The sequence below is a fragment of the Nannocystis pusilla genome (genome assembly GCF_026626665.1).
In the GTDB taxonomy this organism is placed as follows: domain Bacteria; phylum Myxococcota_A; class Polyangia; order Nannocystales; family Nannocystaceae; genus Nannocystis; species Nannocystis pusilla.
In genome coordinates this window covers 5841480-5857999 of sequence record NZ_JAPNKE010000002.1, presented here as the reverse complement: position 1 = coordinate 5857999, position 16520 = coordinate 5841480, and the positions used below count along the sequence as shown (strand labels likewise).

General features: G+C 72.6%; 12 protein-coding genes and 1 pseudogene. 8 read left to right on the top strand and 5 right to left on the bottom strand.

Annotation, left to right across the window (positions count from 1 at the left end):
- Positions 1 to 66 precede the first annotated feature (66 nt).
- Positions 67 to 1290 carry a recombinase RecA gene (recA, locus tag OV079_RS25945; RefSeq protein WP_267771591.1) on the top strand — a complete coding sequence of 408 codons (1224 nt, stop codon included), beginning with the start codon at positions 67 to 69 and terminating at the stop codon, positions 1288 to 1290.
- 237 nt (positions 1291 to 1527) lie between these two features.
- Here recA and OV079_RS25940 read toward each other — a convergent pair whose 3' ends face one another.
- Positions 1528 to 2970, bottom strand: coding sequence for a carotenoid oxygenase family protein (locus OV079_RS25940; protein ID WP_267771590.1), 1443 nt, complete (start codon positions 2968 to 2970; stop codon positions 1528 to 1530).
- A gap of 123 nt (positions 2971 to 3093) precedes the next feature.
- Here OV079_RS25940 and OV079_RS25935 point away from each other — a divergent pair, with 123 nt between their 5' ends.
- The gene (locus tag OV079_RS25935; protein WP_267771589.1) at positions 3094 to 4167 is read left to right on the top strand and encodes a hypothetical protein; all 1074 of its coding nucleotides are present in this window, start codon (positions 3094 to 3096) and stop codon (positions 4165 to 4167) included.
- 336 nt (positions 4168 to 4503) lie between these two features.
- Here the strand turns inward: OV079_RS25935 and OV079_RS25930 are convergent, their stop codons facing one another.
- The 3 genes and pseudogenes from OV079_RS25930 to OV079_RS25920 form a co-directional block, all read right to left on the bottom strand.
- Complete coding sequence (locus tag OV079_RS25930) at positions 4504 to 5004, bottom strand: DNA repair protein RadA family protein (protein WP_267778891.1); 501 nt, start codon at positions 5002 to 5004, stop codon at positions 4504 to 4506.
- A gap of 277 nt (positions 5005 to 5281) precedes the next feature.
- Positions 5282 to 5890: pseudogene (locus OV079_RS58575) on the bottom strand (DUF7125 family protein); the annotation flags it as partial.
- A gap of 371 nt (positions 5891 to 6261) precedes the next feature.
- Entirely contained in the window at positions 6262 to 8106 is a 1845-nt protein-coding gene (locus tag OV079_RS25920; RefSeq protein WP_267771588.1) for a TIGR04551 family protein, read from the bottom strand.
- A gap of 479 nt (positions 8107 to 8585) precedes the next feature.
- Between OV079_RS25920 and nagZ the strand changes: the two genes are divergently transcribed.
- The gene (nagZ, locus tag OV079_RS25915; RefSeq protein WP_267771587.1) at positions 8586 to 9719 is read left to right on the top strand and encodes a beta-N-acetylhexosaminidase; all 1134 of its coding nucleotides are present in this window, start codon (positions 8586 to 8588) and stop codon (positions 9717 to 9719) included.
- Between the two features lie 297 nt (positions 9720 to 10016).
- Here the strand turns inward: nagZ and moeB are convergent, their stop codons facing one another.
- Positions 10017 to 11189, bottom strand: a complete 1173-nt coding sequence (gene moeB, locus OV079_RS25910) for a molybdopterin-synthase adenylyltransferase MoeB (RefSeq protein ID WP_267771586.1) — start codon at positions 11187 to 11189, stop codon at positions 10017 to 10019.
- Between the two features lie 283 nt (positions 11190 to 11472).
- On the opposite strand from moeB, the gene OV079_RS25905 reads away from it, so the two are divergent.
- The 5 genes from OV079_RS25905 (at position 11473) to OV079_RS25885 (ending at position 16518) form a co-directional block, all read left to right on the top strand.
- On the top strand, positions 11473 to 12117 hold the full coding sequence (locus tag OV079_RS25905) for a hypothetical protein (RefSeq protein WP_267771585.1): 645 nt from the start codon (positions 11473 to 11475) through the stop codon (positions 12115 to 12117).
- Positions 12089 to 12346 (top strand): hypothetical protein, encoded by a 258-nt coding sequence (locus OV079_RS25900; protein ID WP_267771584.1) that lies wholly within the window; start codon positions 12089 to 12091, stop codon positions 12344 to 12346. The genes OV079_RS25905 and OV079_RS25900 overlap by 29 nt, the downstream gene beginning before the upstream one ends.
- Complete coding sequence (locus OV079_RS25895) at positions 12343 to 13377, top strand: AAA family ATPase (protein WP_420829539.1); 1035 nt, start codon at positions 12343 to 12345, stop codon at positions 13375 to 13377. The genes OV079_RS25900 and OV079_RS25895 overlap by 4 nt, the downstream gene beginning before the upstream one ends.
- A 248-nt stretch (positions 13378 to 13625) precedes the next feature.
- A complete protein-coding gene (locus OV079_RS25890) occupies positions 13626 to 14627 on the top strand; it encodes a DUF58 domain-containing protein (RefSeq protein WP_267771582.1) in 1002 nt (333 codons plus the stop codon).
- Positions 14628 to 14670: 43 nt separating this feature from the next.
- Positions 14671 to 16518: a BatA domain-containing protein gene (locus OV079_RS25885; RefSeq protein WP_267771581.1), complete on the top strand. Its 1848-nt coding sequence runs from the start codon at positions 14671 to 14673 to the stop codon at positions 16516 to 16518.
- The last annotated feature ends 2 nt before the right edge of the window (positions 16519 to 16520 follow it).

Sequence of the window (16520 nt, the reverse complement as noted above, 5' to 3'; positions counted from 1 at the left end):
TGCGCACTTGTTCTCCTATAGATCACGCGCGGGCGCTAGACCGCGCACTGAGGATTCAAAACGCTCATGGCCACACCACCCCCGACCACTCCCGCTCTTAACCAGCGCGACTCCGCGATCGAGCTGGCCCTGCAGACCATCGAGAAGCAGTTCGGCAAGGGCTCGATCATGCGGCTCAAGGACGGAAAGATGCCGTCGGGCGAGGTCGGCGTGATCTCGACCGGCGCGGTGCCACTGGACATCGCGCTGGGGATCGGCGGGCTCCCGCGCGGCCGCATCGTCGAGATCTACGGGCCGGAGTCGTCGGGCAAGACCACGCTGACGTTGCACGTGGTGGCCGAAGCGCAGCGCCGCGGCGGCGTGTGCGCCTTCATCGACGCCGAGCACGCGCTCGACGTCAGCTACGCCCGCAAGATCGGCGTGCGCACCGAGGACCTCCTGGTCTCGCAGCCCGACTTCGGCGAGCAGGCGCTCGAGATCTGCGAGACCCTGGTCCGCTCGGGGGCGATCGACGTCATCGTCGTCGACTCGGTGGCGGCGCTGACGCCGAAGGCCGAGCTCGAGGGCGAGATGGGCGACAGCCACGTCGGCCTGCAGGCGCGCCTGATGAGCCAGGCGCTGCGCAAGCTGACCGGCGCGGTCGCCCGCAGCCGCACGATGGTCATCTTCATCAACCAGCTGCGCATGAAGATCGGCGTGATGTTCGGCAGCCCGGAGACGACCACCGGCGGCAACGCGCTCAAGTTCTACTCGTCGATCCGCCTCGACATCCGCCGCATCGGCGCGATCAAGGAGGGCGAGCAGGTCGTCGGCAACCGCACGCGCGTCAAGGTGGTCAAGAACAAGCTGGCGCCGCCGTTCCGCGAGGTCGAGTTCGACATCACCTACGGCGAGGGCGTGAGCCGCGAGGGCGCGGTGATCGACATGGGCGTCGAAGCCAAGGTGGTCGAGAAGGCCGGCGCGTGGCTCAGCTACCGCGGCGAGCGCATCGGCCAGGGCCGCGAGAACGCCAAGAAGTTCCTCAAAGAGAACCCCGACATCTTCAATAAAATCGAGGCCGAGATCCTCGCCAAGCACGGGATCACGCCGGCGCACCAGGCCTCGGTGCCGGTGGCCCAGCCGCCCGGCGACGCCGACGTGCCGCCGGCCAAGGGCGGGGGGCCGATCAAGATGGTCCCCGCGGCCAGCGACGCGGACGAGGGCAAGGGCCGCGGCGGCCCGCGCAAGCCGCCGGAGCCGGAGCCCGAGCCCGGCAAGGGCAAGGGCGCGCCGGTCAAGGCCGCGAAGTGAGCCGCTCGCAGCGCGCGTAGCGGAGCAGCCCGCCTCGCAGACGCGAGGCGGGCTGTCGCGTCAGGGCCGGCTGCGAAACTTGATCGTCTCGCGCGCGCGAGACGGGCGGTCGCGTCAGGGCTGCAGCCTCGCGCCGCCGAGACGTGCTCCGATGGACATCGCCTGACTGGACGTCGATCGGACATGCTCTAAAGGACATGCCTCGATAGACATGTCTTTCGGAGCATGCTCCGAGGGTCAGCCCTGCGGCTCGGCCACGAAGGTGCCGTGGAAGCCGAGCGGGGTGGTGTGGGGCAGGCGCAGGCGGGCCAGGGTGCCGAGGTCGCGGGCGTCGAGGACGAGCAGATGGTTGGCGCGGTCGGCGTCGACGTAGTGCATCGACAGCAGCCAGCCGTCGTCCTCGTCGGCGCCGCCGGGGCGGGGGATGAACACCGGCTCGCCGGTGAGGGCGGGGCCGAAGTCGCGGAACAGGGTGCTCGCGCTGTCGCAGTCGACCTTGAGGAGGCCGGTCGAGAACGGGGCCTTGCGGCCGGGGGCGGAGCCGATCGACCAGGCGTAGCGGTGGCGCCGGCTGATCCGGTCCTGGCGGATCGTGCCGAGCTCGCCGGTGTGGTCGGTCAGCGTCTGCTCGCTGACGCCGCCGGCGGGGTCGATGCGGTAGCGGGTGAGGTACGGGTTGACGTGCTCCTCGGGCCGGTCCGGGCGCGGGTTCAGGCTGGGGAACCGCTGCATGCGGTAGCCGTCGACGAAGATCACCCCCTGCGCGTCCTCGAAGCCGTTGGGGAAGTGGAAGATGAAGCAGGCGCCGGTCTCGGTGCGCCGGTGAGCGGTGCTGTCGCGGTCGACCACGAGGATCTGCGTCGGCCCGGGCAGGGCCCGCATCGTCTGCACCGGAGGCGCCAGACCGAGCAACATCTTGCGCAGGTCGAAGGCGGTGGGCGTGAGGAAGAAGACGCGGTGCCGGGCCGTCAGCACGAAGTCGTGGATGAAGTAGCCCCCCGCCAGGTCGATGAACTCGGGCGCGGCGGCCCGCCCGCTGGCGTCGACGCGGTAGAGGCACAGGCGCGAGCGGGTGCCGGTGGCCGCCAGGCCGAAGTTGAAGAGCTCGCCGGTGACCGGACAGACCTTGGGGTGAGCGCTGAACGGCAGCTCGGGGGCGACCATGCGCTCGATGATGCTGCCGGGGTTCTGCAGGGCGCCGCCGAGGTCGTCGCGGGCGAGGGTGTCGAGGTTGCCGGGGTCGAGCCGGTGCGGCCAGCCGGCCTCCCACAGGGCGAGCAGCTTGCCGCCGTGCTGGACGACGCTGGTGTTGGCGACGTTCTTGAAGCGGGTGCGCAGGAGGTTCTTCAGCAGGCCGCCGGGGATGTTGGTGCCGAAGTTGCGAAAGAGGATCCGCCGGGCCGACTCCTCGGCGAGAAACTCGCGAGTGCGGACGTAGCGGTTGCGGTAGGTGACCCCGCGACCGTCGAAGGCGAAGCGATTGATGTGCCCGTCGCCGTCGAACAGGTGCCCGTAGCGGTGGCCGTAGAGCTCGAGCCGCCCGGGGCCGTTGCGGAACAGGACGCCGCGCAGCTGCTCGGGGACGGCGCCTTCGAGCAGCGGGAGGCGGACGTCGAACTCTTCGGTGACGGCCTCGTTGGAGCGCTCGTAGATGTCGTAGAGCTCGGGTGCGGCGGACATGCCAGGCGATGTAGACGAGGCCGGCGCAAATTGCGAGGCGGATCGGGGGTCAAAACGCGCTCAGGCGCCGCCGGCCCCGACGCACCGGCGAACACGCGCCGTTTGTGTTAGGGTGGGTGTTCGATGAACCGGAAGTCGTTCACGGCGATCCTCGTGGGCGGGGCGCTCGCAGGCGGCTGCTCGAAGCCGAACCCGCTGTTCCTCGACACCTGGGACGTCATCACCGACAGCGGCTCCGTCAGCCAGACCTCCGCGGTCACGCTCGAGACGACGACGATCGAGCCGCCGACGACGACCTCCGACCCGCCGGTGACGACGACCTCGACGTCGACCTCGCCGAGCACGATCACCAGCTCGTCCGACAACACGACGACGACGACGGAGCCAAACCCGACCACCGAGACCACCAACGAGGGGTTCGTGTGCGACGGCGTCGGCGTCGACATGGAGGGCTGCTGCGAGGTCAAGGTCACCGTCGAGGCCGACACGTTCCTGAGCGACGCCTTCGACGGGGTCAACGGCGAATGCAAGGTGTCGGGGGAGCCGGTGCCGTTCGATTGCAAAGACCTCAGCTTCGGCGAGGTCGAGAGCGGGTCCCTGTTGAAGGACAACGGCATGGTGGTCTCGGCGATCGTCGGCATCACCATGATGGCGCTGCGGTTCCCGACCAAGGACGGCCAACTGGACTCCGACCACGGGCCGGTCCCGACCGCGCAGATCGAGTCGGTCCAGCTCGTCCTCAAGGGCGAGGACGAGGCCAACCTCTACGGGGAGCCGATGCAGTTCAGCCTCCATGCGCTCGACGCCGATCAAGGCTGGAGCGAGGGCGGCAAGGCGAGCCAGTGCGCCGACGGCCTGTCCTCGTTCGCGTGCCGCGTATGCGGCGCGGTCGGCGAATGCACCACCCCGTGGACCCAAGAACAGCAGCAGAAGCCCCTGCTGGAGGTGTTGCAGCCGCTCGGGGTCGTCGACGCGATCTGCGGTGACAGCGGCCTGCAGCCCATCGACCTCGCCTCGCTCGGTTCCCCCGAGGAGTGGGTGCCGGCGATCGTCGCCGGCAGCCTGGTGGTGGCGCCGAAATCGGCCACGTTCATGAATGAGAAGTACGAGGAGCTCATCCCGGCGCCGGGGATCAAGGTCCACGCGCGTGAGAGCGGCGCGGCGCCGAGGTTGGTCGTCCGCGTGTGCCAGCGCTGAAGGACGCGCGCACGGTCGCCAGCGCGAGTCTGCGCGCTCTCGCGTCGCGTGAGGGCACGCCCGGGGCGCCTGATCGGCGGCGACGCCGGCGCTGCGCCCGGCTGGACCTCCGGCGCGCGCCGCTCCGGCTCGCTCGCCGACCGCGCGAGTGAGGCGGACGTCGACGGCGCGTCAGCCGAACGCCAGCTCGAGCGCCTCGCCGACGTCGCGGGCCAGGCGGACGTCGACGGCGCGTCAGCCGAACGCCTCGCCGACGTCGCGGGCGAGGCGGACGTCGACGGCGCGTCAGCCGAGCGCCTCGCCGACGTCGCGGGCGAGGCGGACGTCGACGGCGCGTCAGCCGAACGCCAGCTCGAGCGCCTCGCCGACGTTGCGGGCCAGGCGGACGTCGACGCCGAGCTGGTCCTTCAGCTTCCTGGCCGAAAGGGCATGTTGTTTGGGACCTGTCGGAAGGAGCACCCGCTTCATGCCCAGGCGGGCGGCCTCGGACAGGCGGGCGTCGGAGCGGGGCGCGGGGCGCAGCTCGCCGGTGAGGCCGACCTCGCCGAACACGCACAGGCCCGGCGGGAGCGGCTGGCGGCGGTGCGAGGAGGCGACGGCGAGGAGGACGGCGAGGTCGCTGGCGGGCTCGCCGAGGCGCATGCCGCCGACGGCGTTGACGAACACGTCCTGGTCGAGGGCGAACACGCCGGCGTGGCGGTCGAGCACGGCGAGGAGCATGGCGAGGCGGACCGGGTCGACGCCGACGCAGGTGCGGCGCGGGTTGCCGAACGCGGCGGCCAGGAGCGCCTGGACCTCGAGCAGCAGCGGCCGCGAGCCCTCGAGGCTGGCGGTCACGCACGAGCCGATCGCCGGGTCGTCGCGCTCGGTGATGAAGGCCTCGGAGGGTTTGGATCTCCCGCAGCCCGTCGCCGCGCATCTCGAACACGCCGAGCTCCTGGGTGCTGCCGTAGCGGTTCTTGGTGGCCCGCAGCAGGCGGATCGCCCGCTCCTCGTCGCCCTCGAACGAGAGCACGGCGTCGACCAGGTGCTCGAGCAGGCGCGGACCGGCGAGCTGGCCGTCCTTGGTGACGTGGCCGACGACGACGACGGGCACGCCGTGGGTCTTGGCGAAGCCGACCAGGGCGGAGGTGACGGCGCGGATCTGGCTGATGTTGCCGGGCAGGCCGTCCTGGGCCCCGCTGTGGACGGTCTGGACCGAGTCGACGATCAGCGCGGCGAGCGTCTTGGCGCGCTCCTGGGCGGCGCTCAAGACCTCCTCGATGCGGGTCTCGGCCATCAGCAGGAGGCCGGGGTGGCTGGCGCCGAGGCGGCCGCAGCGGGAGGCGACCTGGGCCACCGACTCCTCGCCGCTGGCGTACAGCACGACGCCGTTGCGCCGCGCGAGGCCGACCGAGGCCTGCAGGAGCAGCGTGGACTTGCCGATCCCCGGCGGCCCGCCGAGCAGCACGACGCTGCCCGGGACGAGGCCGCCGCCGAGCACGCGATCGACCTCGCCCATGCCGCACGGGCGCCGCGGCTGGCGGTCGACGATCGTCTGCGCCTCGGTCGAGGCGACGACCTTGCCCGGCCCGGCCGGCCGCTCGCCGGGCGACGGCGCCGCGACCTCCTCCTCGATCGAGTTCCAGGCGTCGCAGCTCGGGCACTTGCCGAACCACCCGGTCGTGACCGCGCCGCACGCCTGACACACCCACCGCTGCTGGGGCTTCTTGACCTTGCTCATGGGACCTGTTTAAAGGCATGGCGCGCGGGACATGGCGCGAGGGACAGGGCGCTGGGAAGGACTCGAGCGCGCCGGCGATCGCCGGCGGCGCGAGATCCGGTCAAGGTCTACGTCGCCCGCGGGGCCGGGGCAAGGCGGTTCCGGCGGGCGAGTCGACCGCCGTGAGCCGGCAGGCGTGAGCGGGCGATCGGGGCCTCGAAGAGCCAGGCGCGGCGAGGTCCTGCGAAACCCTCGGCAGCGCGGCTCAGGGTTGCGACGGCGCCGGGTCCCCAGGTCTCGGCGTCGACGAACGCGCCGCGGGCGGCGCATGAAGCCGGCGCCCGCCGTGACGCGACGGGCCGCGAGCCGTGGAGACGGTCCAGGTCCCGCTGCTAGAAGCGGATGCCGAGCTGGGCCTGGACGGTCTGGGCGGCCTTGGGGTCGCCGTTGTTGGGCAGGCCGGCCAGCGTGCCGTCGGGGCTGTACTCGACGCCGCGGTTGAAGGCGCCGAACGGGAACATCACGCCGTACTGGAGCTGGAAGAAGATCGGCTCCTGGCGGTCGTGGTAGCGGAAGGCGGCGTCGATCTCGAGGCCGTAGTTGGCCTTGTTGCCCCACGTGTTGGTGCGCTGGGGGGCGACGGCGTACTCGATGTCGAGGCGGCCGGAGAAGTTGTTGTCGAAGAAGTAGAACGCCAGCCAGGGCTTGAAGTAGGCGGCGTTGCTGGCGGTGCCGAGCAGCTCGCGGAACAGCAGCAGGTCGGAGAAGTAGGCCGGGTTGAAGCGGAACTTCGACCAGGTGCGATCGTCGAGGTTCGAGTTCCACGGCGTGTTGTAACGGAAGCGCGGGTCGTTGTCGCCCGACGCGAAGCCGTGGTCGAGGCCGAGGTGGAACTTGTCCTTGAACAGGCCGTACTTGAACTCGAGCGCGTAGCCGAACTGGGTCAGCCAGCGGCGGCCCATGTCGGTGGTGTCCTTGATCGTATAGACGTCGTCGCGGTCGTTGCCCTGCGAGGCGTCGAAGGCGCTGCTGTCGTTGATCTCGTTGAAGCGGCCGAGCACCGCGGCGCCCTCGAGCTCGACGCGCAGGGTCTTCCAGTTGACGCGGAACCACACGTCGGGCGTGAACACCAGCGCGCGGCGGCGGATCAGGATGTTGGCGTAGTCCTGCAGCTGGTCGTAGTACTGGTTGCCCGAGCTGCCGATCTCGGAGCCGTACTGCTCGTTGAGCTGGGGGTCGATGCCGATGCCGGGGGTGCCGGTGACGCGGTCGATCGCCTGGTAGCGGGCCCACACGATCGCGCCGTAGTTGATGACCGGGCGGCCGAGCGACAGCTTGCGCTGCAGCATCGCCGGGTCGTCGCGGCGGAGGATCGAGATGCGCCACTGATAGACGTTGTCGAACTTCTCGACGCTGAAGGTCTGACCGGTGGTGTAGTCCTGCTGGTACGGGCCGTACCAGGGGCCGAAGATCTGGGCGGTGGTCGGGCCGCTGGCGGCCCAGTCCCACGAGAACTCGAGCGTGTGGGTGCTGCGGCGGTCCTTGCCGAAGTCGAACCCGAGGCGCAGCGAGTCGACCGAGTCGCCGTAGTCCATGTCGAGCATGCGGACGATGTCGGCCGCCTCGCCGCGGTAGTAGCCGTTGCCGTCGTTGGCGACGATGCCCATGCCCCAGTGGTGCGGCATGCGCCCGAACTTGATGTCGAGGCCCCAGCCGAAGCGGATGTGGCCGTACGCGCGCTTGACGACGAGGCTGTCGCGGCCGCTGTTGCGCATGTCGGACGGCGGCAGCTGGGTGCGCGTGAACAGGTCGATCGGCGCGTTGGGGTTGTCGGCGAGCAGCGAGTCGGGCGTGCTGCCGAGGACGAGGTTGTCGAGCGCGTCGAGCTGGGCGTGCACCTTGACGGTGTCGGTGATGTGCAGCGTCGGCTCGATGCGCAGGCGCATGTTGGCGCTGGCGAACCCGTTGCGGCGCCCGCAGCGGCGGCTGGCCTTGCTGGCGTTGATGCCGAGGCCCGTCAGGCCGCCGACGCAGTTGACGTCGCTGGCGCCCGAGGTCTCGCCGAAGCCGCCGGCGGTCTCGGCCGCGACCGAGGGCGGGACGAAGTACGGGTTCTCCAGCTGCGCGTTGTCGGCGTAGTTGGTGCCGATCGTCGACTGGTTGCTCTTGCCGCTGCCGAGGTCGAGCCGGTGGAAGTAGTCGGCCCGCATGCGCATGTAGCCGTGCAGCTCGAACAACTGCAGCTGCCGCAGGCCGGGGCTGCGCCGGCACCGGCTCGATCGGCTGCAGCGCCTTCTTGTCCTTCGGCGCCGCCTCGGCCGGGCCTTCCTTCTTCTTCTCGCCCTGGCCGCCCTGGCCCGGCATCCCGCCGCCGCCCATCGGGCCCATGCCGCCCATGCCTCCTCCGCCCATGCCCATGCCGCCGCCCATGGGGGCCTGCGCGTGCGCGGTGGAAGAGCCAGCGAACAGGTTGACGAGGCCGAAGGCCGGGATCAGCCAGAAAAGGCGGTGTGGCCGCGGGGGCGGAGAGGTCGGCATCGGCGAGGCGCCGGACGCTAACAACCACGCGGTGGTGCGTCAACCAGTGGGCCCGCCCTCGTCGCGCGAATCTCGGGAACAAGTCACTCGCGGCTGGAGTTTCGTCGAGCGTCGTGCGGCCCTTTCGGGGCCGGCGGCCAGTTTGCGGCGCGCGCCCCGGCCTCGTACCCTCGCGGCGATGGCGTCGTGGTGGCAGCCCGGTCAGCTCTTGTTCGTCGGCTTCGAGGGGACCTCGGTCCCGCCGGACCTCGCCCGCCTGCTCGGTCAAGGCCGGATCGGCGGCGTGATCCTCTTCGGTCGCAACATCGAAGGCCCGGCCCAGTTGCGCGGGCTGGTGCGTGCGCTCCACGAGGCGGCGCCGCCGGACGTGCCGCTGCTGGTGGCGATCGATCAAGAAGGAGGGCGCGTTCAGCGCCTCAAGGCGCCCTGGACGGTCTGGCCGCCGATGCGGGCGCTCGGCCGCCGCGACGAGCCGACGACCACGGGGGCGGTGGCCGAGGCGTTGGCGCGTGAGCTGTCCGACCTGGGGATCGGCCTCGACTTCGCGCCGGTGGTCGACGTCGACACCAACCCGGCCAACCCGGTGATCGGCGATCGCAGCTTCGCGTCCCAGGCGGGTCGGGTGGCCCGCCACGCCGCGGCCTTCATCACCGCGATGCAGGCCGCCGGGGTGGCGGCGTGCGCCAAGCACTTCCCCGGCCACGGCGACACCCGCTCCGACAGCCACTTCGAGCTGCCCAGGCTGCCGCACGATCTCGACCGCCTGCGGGAGATCGAGCTGGTGCCGTTCGCCGCGGCGGCGAAGGCCGGGGTGGCCAGCGTGATGTCGGCCCACGTGCTGTTCGAGGCGCTCGACCGCAAGCGCCCGGCGACGCTGTCGCCGCCGGTGATGCAGCTGCTGCGCGGCGAGCTGGCCTACGACGGGGTGGTCTTCAGCGACGACCTCGAGATGAAGGCGGTGGCCGACCACTTCACGCCGGAGCAGCGCGTGCGCTGGAGCCTGGAGGCCGGGCTCGACGCGCTGCTGGTGTGCAGCAAGGCCGACCTCCGCGACGAGTCGCTGCGCCTGCTCGAGCACCTGCCCGACTCCTTGATCGAGACGGCCCTGCGGCGGGTGGTGGCGCTCAAGCAGCAGTACGCGCCGCGCCACCGCGACCGCGTGCTCGGGCCGCCGAAGCCGAAGGCGGCGCCCGGCCTGGTGGCCGACCTGTTCGCGGCGCCCGAGGCCCTGCGCACGCCGGAGCCGGAGGTGGTCGGGCCGCCGTACGAGGAGCACGAGGCGCTGGCGCGGCGGATCAAGGAAGACCGCTAGCGCGGCCGAGGCGAGCTGCCGAGCGCGCCGCGCGAGTTCCTCGGTCCGCGCATCGATGTGCTGGCGGCGACGATGACGCGCGGCGGCGCCGCGAGGACGCATGTCTTTCGGGGCATGTCATCAGCGCATGTCTCTCGAGACATGTCTTTCAAAGAAGGTCGATGACAGCAACGAGGTCTGGACCGAGGGCAAGCGCGAGCGGTGATCGGCAGGCATGCCCGAGCAGGCATGTTCATATGTGCATGTGCGAAGGGGCATGTCCGCACGGACATGCCCCTCGGTGCAGGCGCGCCGGGCTCAGCCGGCGATCGAGCAGAACGCCTCGTAGTCGATCAGCTCGATCTCCTCGGGCTTCTTCGAGCAGACCCGGCACTCCGGGTCCTTGCGCAGCTTGAGCGTGCGCCACTTGGTGCCCAGGGCGTCGAACACGAGCAGGCGGCCGGACAGGGTGCTGCCCGCGCCGAGGATGATCTTGAGCGCCTCGTTGGCCTGCAAGGTGCCGACGATGCCGGGCAGCACGCCGAGGACGCCGGCCTCCTGGCACGAGGGGGCCATGCCGGGCGGGGGCGGGTCGGGGTAGAGGCAGCGGTAGCAGGGGCCCTCGTGGGGCAGGAAGGTGGTGAGCTGGCCCTCGAAGCGGAAGATCGAGGCGTGCACGACCGGCTTGCCGAGCTTGAGGGCGGCGTCGTTGAGGAGGTAGCGGGTCGGGAAGTTGTCGGCGCCGTCGACGATGAGGTCGTAGCCGCTGATGATGTCGAGGATGTTCTCGGAGGTGAGCCGGGTCTGGTGGGCGATGACCTTGACGTCGGGGTTCAGCGCCTGGAGCGTCTTGCGGGCGCTCTCGACCTTGGGCATGCCGAGGCGCTCCATGTTGTGGAGGATCTGGCGCTGCAGGTTGCTCTCGTCGACGAGGTCGTCGTCGACCATGCCGATCGTGCCGACGCCGGCGGCGGCGAGGTAGAGGCTGGACGGCGAGCCGAGGCCGCCGGCGCCGAGGCACAGCACCTTGGCGTCGAGCAGCTTGCCCTGGCCGACCTCGCCCACCTCCGGCAGCATGATGTGCCGGCTGTAGCGCTTGACCTGCTCGGCCGAGAGGTTGCGCGGGCGGTCGAAGGGGTGGCCGGCCTGCTTCCACGCGCGGAAGCCCCCGGCCATCGAGGAGACCCGCTCGTAGCCGAGCTCCTGCAGCGAGCGGGCCGCCAGCGCCGAGCGCGTGCCGCCGGCGCAGTAGAGGATGACCTCGCGGTTGCGGTCGGGCACCAGGTCCTCGATCTTCAGCTCGAGGAAGCCGCGCGGGATCCACTCGGCCCTGCCGATGAAGCCCTGCTCGTACTCGTCGCGCTCGCGGATGTCGACGAGCACCGGCGGCGGCTCGCCGCCCGCCCCGTGCACCCGGGCCCGCGTGTCCTCGACCGACACCTCGCGGACCTGGCGCTTCACCTGGCTCAAGATCTCGTTGAAGCTCGCCATCGCCACTCTCCATGCGGGGCGGGAAGTTCGCGGTCGCCCCGTCCACGGGTTTTAGCCGAAGTCGTCGCCGAGCCGACAGGCTGCCGGCTGTCTTTCGAGCCATGTCCGCCGGCGCAGGTGATAACAGTGCGCTGACTCACCGCCAGCGTACGCAAAACTGACGTCGCGCCGACCGACCTGTCCAGGTCGGCATGCCCTCGCTCCCGCACACCGTCCTGCTCGAGCTGCTGCGCCGCGCGCCGCTCTCGTCGCCACGCTGCTGCGTGAGGGTTGTTCGGCGCCGTTGCCGCGATTCGCCGCGGCGCAGGTGGTCGAGGGCGAGTTCGCGGAGATCGATCCGGCCGAGGTGCGCGCCGACCTGGTGCTGGCGCTGACCGGCAAGGGCGGTCGACCCGCGCTGGCGATCGTGGTCGAGGCGCAGCTGCGACGCGATCCCGCCAAGCGCTGGGTCTGGCCGGTCTACCTGGCGTCGCTGCGCCGGCGGCTGCAGTGCCCGGTGCGCCTCCTGGTGCTGACGACCCAGCCGGCGGTGGCCCGCTGGTGCAGTCGACCGATCGACATGGGCGACGGCCGCTGGGTGCTGGTGCCCGACGTGCTCGGGCCGGCACAGATCCCGCAAATCACCCGCGCCCGCGAGGCCCGGCGCCGCCCGGAGCTCGCGGTCCTGTCGGTGCTGGCCCACGGCCGCGGTCCGCAGGGGGCCGCCATCGGCCGCGCCGCGCTCGCTGGCGTCACGATGCTCGACAGCGCGCGTCGCCCTCTTTACACTGATCTCGTCCGTGTCTTTCTCGGCGCCGCCGCGCGCCCAGCTCGGAGTCGACGTCATGCAGCCCCTGAGCGACGAAGAACTGCTCCGCCCCTTCGTGTACCTCTACCGGCGCTCGATCTTCGGCCAGCTCATGGCCCCGCTGCATCGGGCCCGCCGTGAGGCGCGACAGGCCGAAGCGCGCGGCGAGCTGGCCGGCTTGCACGAGGCGCTGCTCGCCCTCCTCAAAGCGCGGTCGATCGCCCTGACCGCGACGCAGCGGCGCACGATCACCGATTGCGAGCAGCGGACCCAGCTGTTGCGCTGGGTGCAGCGCGCCGCCACCGTCACCAGCGCGCGCGAGCTGTTCGCGGCCCGGCGCGCGACGAAGCGGCCGGTGGCCCCGCGCTGACGCGCTATACTCCGCGCCCCGTGCCCGCGACTGCCTCACCGACCGCCGTTCCTGACGACCGCGAAGCGTTGCAGACGCTCGCCCGCAGCCGAGAGCGCCTGGTCGAGCAGCTGCACCGCCGCATCGTCGGTCAGCAGGGGGTGATCGATCACCTGCTCGTGTGCCTGTTCGCCGGCGGCCACGGCTTGTTCGTCGGCGTGCCCGGCCTGGCCAAGACGTTGCTCGTCAGCAGCCTGGCGCAGGCGCTCGAGCTGCAGTTCTCGCGCGTGCAGTTCACGCCGGATCTGATGCCGGCCGACATCACCGGCAGCGACGTGCTCGAGGAGGATCCGGTCAGCGGGCGGCGCAACTTCCGGTTCGTGCCGGGGCCGGTGTTCTGCAACCTGCTGCTGGCCGACGAGATCAACCGCACCCCGCCGAAGACCCAGGCGGCGCTGCTGCAGGCGATGCAGGAGGCGCGGGTCAGCGCGGGCGGGCGCACGCACCCGTTGCCGCTGCCGTTCCACGTGTTCGCCACCCAGAACCCGATCGAGCAGGAGGGCACGTACCCGCTGCCCGAGGCCCAGCTCGACCGCTTCATGCTGCAGATCGTGGTCGGGTACCCGAGCGAGGAGGACGAGCGGCACATCGTCGCGCTGGGGGCCGAGCAGGCGCCCGAGCTGCAGCCGTTGCTGACGCCCGCCGAGCTCACCGCCCACCAGGCGCTGGTGCGGCGGATCCCCGTGCCCGCTTCGGTCGTCGCCCACGCGGTCGCCCTGCTGCGCGCGACCCGGCCGAGCGAGGCCACCTGCCCCAAGGGGCTGCGCGAGCTGATCCAGTGGGGCGCCGGGCCGCGCGCCGGCCAGCAGCTGGTCGCCGCCGCGCAGGCGCGGGCCGCCCTCGACGGCCGCCCCGCCGTCACCACCGACGACGTGCGGGCCCTGGCCGCGCCGGTGCTGGCCCACCGCCTGGTCCGCAGCTTCATCGCCGAGAGCCGCGGCGTCGGGTCGGACGAGCTCGTCGCCCAGGTGCTGGCCGCGGTGCGCGCCTGAACGTTTCGCCATGTCCTCGCGGCCAGATTCCTCTTTAAACGAGAGCTCGGCGCCGGGCTGGGGTGGCATGTTTATTGGGACAGCTGAGTGGGGACATGTCTCATGTGCCATGTCCTGGAGGCCAGGAGACTGCGAGCGCTGTCGCTGCGACTCGCGGCGCGGCCTCACCGTGAGGGGCGACGGCTCGCGGCCTCGTCACTACGACCTGTCCTTCGAGGCAACTTCGCCTTCCGCCTGACGGGCTCGCCATGACCGCCGCCGATCCGGACACCGCCCTCGCCGCCGTGCTGCCGCCGGAGCTGCGCGAGCTGCTGCGCGGGCGGGTGCTGCGGGTCGGCCAGGCCGTGTGGGGCGGGCGGCCGGGGCGACACCTCGCGGCGCGGGCGGGCGCGGGCGACGTGTTCCGCGGGCACCGGCCGTACGTCCCCGGCGACGACCTGCGCCGGCTCGACTGGCGCGCCGCGGCCCGCGACGACCGCTACGTGCTGCGCCAGCACGACGCCGAGGACGTGCTGTCGGCGGTGTTCTTGCTGGATGGCTCCGGGGGCATGTCCTACGGGGCAGGCATCGAGCGCAAGTCGACCTACGCGGCGGCGCTGGTGGCCGGGCTGGCCAGCCTGGCGGCGCGCCAGGGCGACCGGCTCGGGCTCGCCAGCGGCGGGGCCGGCGGCGTCGAGCTGCAGCAGGCGCGGCCGCAGGGCGGGGCGCGGCGGCTGCTGGCGCTGGCCGAGGCGCTGGCCCGCCCGCCGGCGGGGATCTGCCCGTGGCCGCGGCTGGTCGCCGCCGTCGGGCCGCAGCTGGCGCGGCGCAGCCTGGTCGTGCTGGTGTCCGACTTCCTCGACCCCTGCGCCGAGGGACAGGTCCCCGGGGACATGGCGGAAGAGACAGGCCTGCCCGCGGCCGAGGCCGGCCTGCTCGACGAGCTGGCGGCGCTGGCCGGGCGCGGCCACGCGGTCGTGCTGCTGCAGGTGCTGCACCGCGACGAGCTCGAGTTCCCGTGGTCGGGGCGCGAGCTGCTGCGGCTCGAGGACGACCGCGGCGTCCGCCCGGAGGTCGAAGGCCTCGGCGCCAGCCTGCGCGCGGCCTACCTGCAGCGCCTCGGCGCCTACCTGGCGGCGTTTCAAGGCGGCTGCCTCGGGCGCGGGCTGGTGTGCCATCGCGTGGTCACCGACACGCCCGTGACTGCCGCCTTCCTCGGGCTGCTGCGCGCGCTGCAGGGCGAGCCGGCGCCGGAGGAGGCGCGCACGTGACGGGCACGAACATTGCCCTGTGGCGCGCGACGGAGGGCCGCGCGTGAGCCTGCTGGCGCCGCTCCTGCTGCTCGGGCTGCTCGGCCTGGCCGCGCCGCTCGTCGCGCACCTGCGCGGGCGCGAGGAGCCGCGCAAGATCGCCTTCGCCGCGCTCCGCTTCGTCCGCCCGGGCGACGAGGTCGTGACCATGCGCCGGCACCTGCGCGACCGCCTGCTGCTCGGCCTGCGCCTGGCCGCGCTGGCCCTCCTCGCGCTGGCGCTGGCGCGCCCGGTCAGCTCGGGGCGGGCGCGCGTGGCGGTCCTGGGCGAGCCGCACGACGCGATCCTGCTCGTGGATGGCTCTTTGAGCATGTCCTTGAGGACAGACGGCGTGCGGGCCCTCGACGGGGCCGCCGACGCCGCCGCGGCGGTGGTCGACGCCTTGCCGCCGGGCAGCCGGGTCGGGCTCGTCACCAGCGATCCGTCCGGGCCGCGGCTCGAGCTGTCGGCCGACCTCGGGCGCGTGCGCGAGGCGATCGGCGAGTGGCTGGCCGGCGGCGCGCCGCGGGCCGGGGCGTGGCCGCTCGACAGCGGGCTGCCGGTCGCGGCGGCGCTGCTGCGCGGCGACGGGGGGCGGCGGCGGGCGGTCTACGCGATCGGCGACCCGACCGCGCGCGGCCTCGGCAGCCTGCCCGAGGCCGCAGGGCCCGACGTCCCGGTCCTGCCGGTGCCGGCGCTCGGCAGCCTCGACGCGCTGCCGCCTGTCCCCGAGCACCTGTCCCTCGATTCAGTCGGCTGGGAGCCGGCGCGCGACCTCGATCCGCGGGCGGTGCGGGTGTGGGGCGTGGTCCGCCGGCACGCGCCCGGGCCCACCCTGCCGGACAACCTGCGCCGCGTGGCCGTGGCCATGCAGCTCGGCGGCGAGGAGGTCGCGCGCGCCGACGTGATGGTCCCGCGCGGCGGCGAGGCGCGGGTCGAGTTCACGCACACGCTGATCGGCGACGGGCCGAGCCCGGCCGCGCTGGCGCTGGTCGAGCTCACCGACGACCCGCTGCCCGGCGACGAGGTGCGGCACTTCTGGCTGGCCGGCGAGGACGAGCTCGACATCGTGCTCGTCAACGGCGACCCGAGCGAGATGCGGGCCCACGACGAGGTGTTCTTCCTCGCCACCGCGCTGGCCGCCGCGCCGGGCCGCCGCCTGCGGGTCCACGGGCTCGCGCCCGACCAGCTCGAGGCCCGCCTGCGCGAGCCGAGGCCGCTGGCGGGGGTCGACGTGGTGGTGCTCGCCAACGTCCGCGCCCCCGCGCCCGACGCCGCGGCGGCGCTGACCCGCCGGGTGGAGGAGGGCCTCGGTCTGTTCGTGACCGTCGGCGAGCGCGTCGAGGCGGCCGCCTACAACGACCGCCTGGGCGAACTGCTGCCGCTGCGCCTGCGCGAGGCCCAGGTCGTCGGCACCGCGCCGGGCCGCACCGAGAACCGCACCGAGGGGCTCGCGCCGGCCAACCTGGCCCACCCGGCCCTGCGCGGCCTCGGCGACGACCTCGGCCTGCTCGGCGCCCGCACCCGCCGGCTGTTCCTGCTCGAGCCCGACGCCGCCCGCGCGGTCGACGTCGCCCTCAGCTTCACCAGCGGCGCCCCGGCGCTGATCACCCGCTCCCACGGCCGCGGCCGCGTCGCGCTGCTGACCACCTCGGTCGACCGCGACTGGTCCGACCTGCCCCTTCGGCCAGGTTTCGTCCCGCTCGTCGAGCGCCTGGTCGCGTACCTCGACGCCAGCCAGCAGGGTGCCGCCGGCGCGGTGCTGCGGGTCGGCGAGCCGCGGGTGCTGCCCGGCGATCGGCCGGCGACGGTGATCACGCCCGGCGGCGAGCGCCTGGCCGCGGTGCCCGACGGCCACGGCGAGGCTGTTTAAAG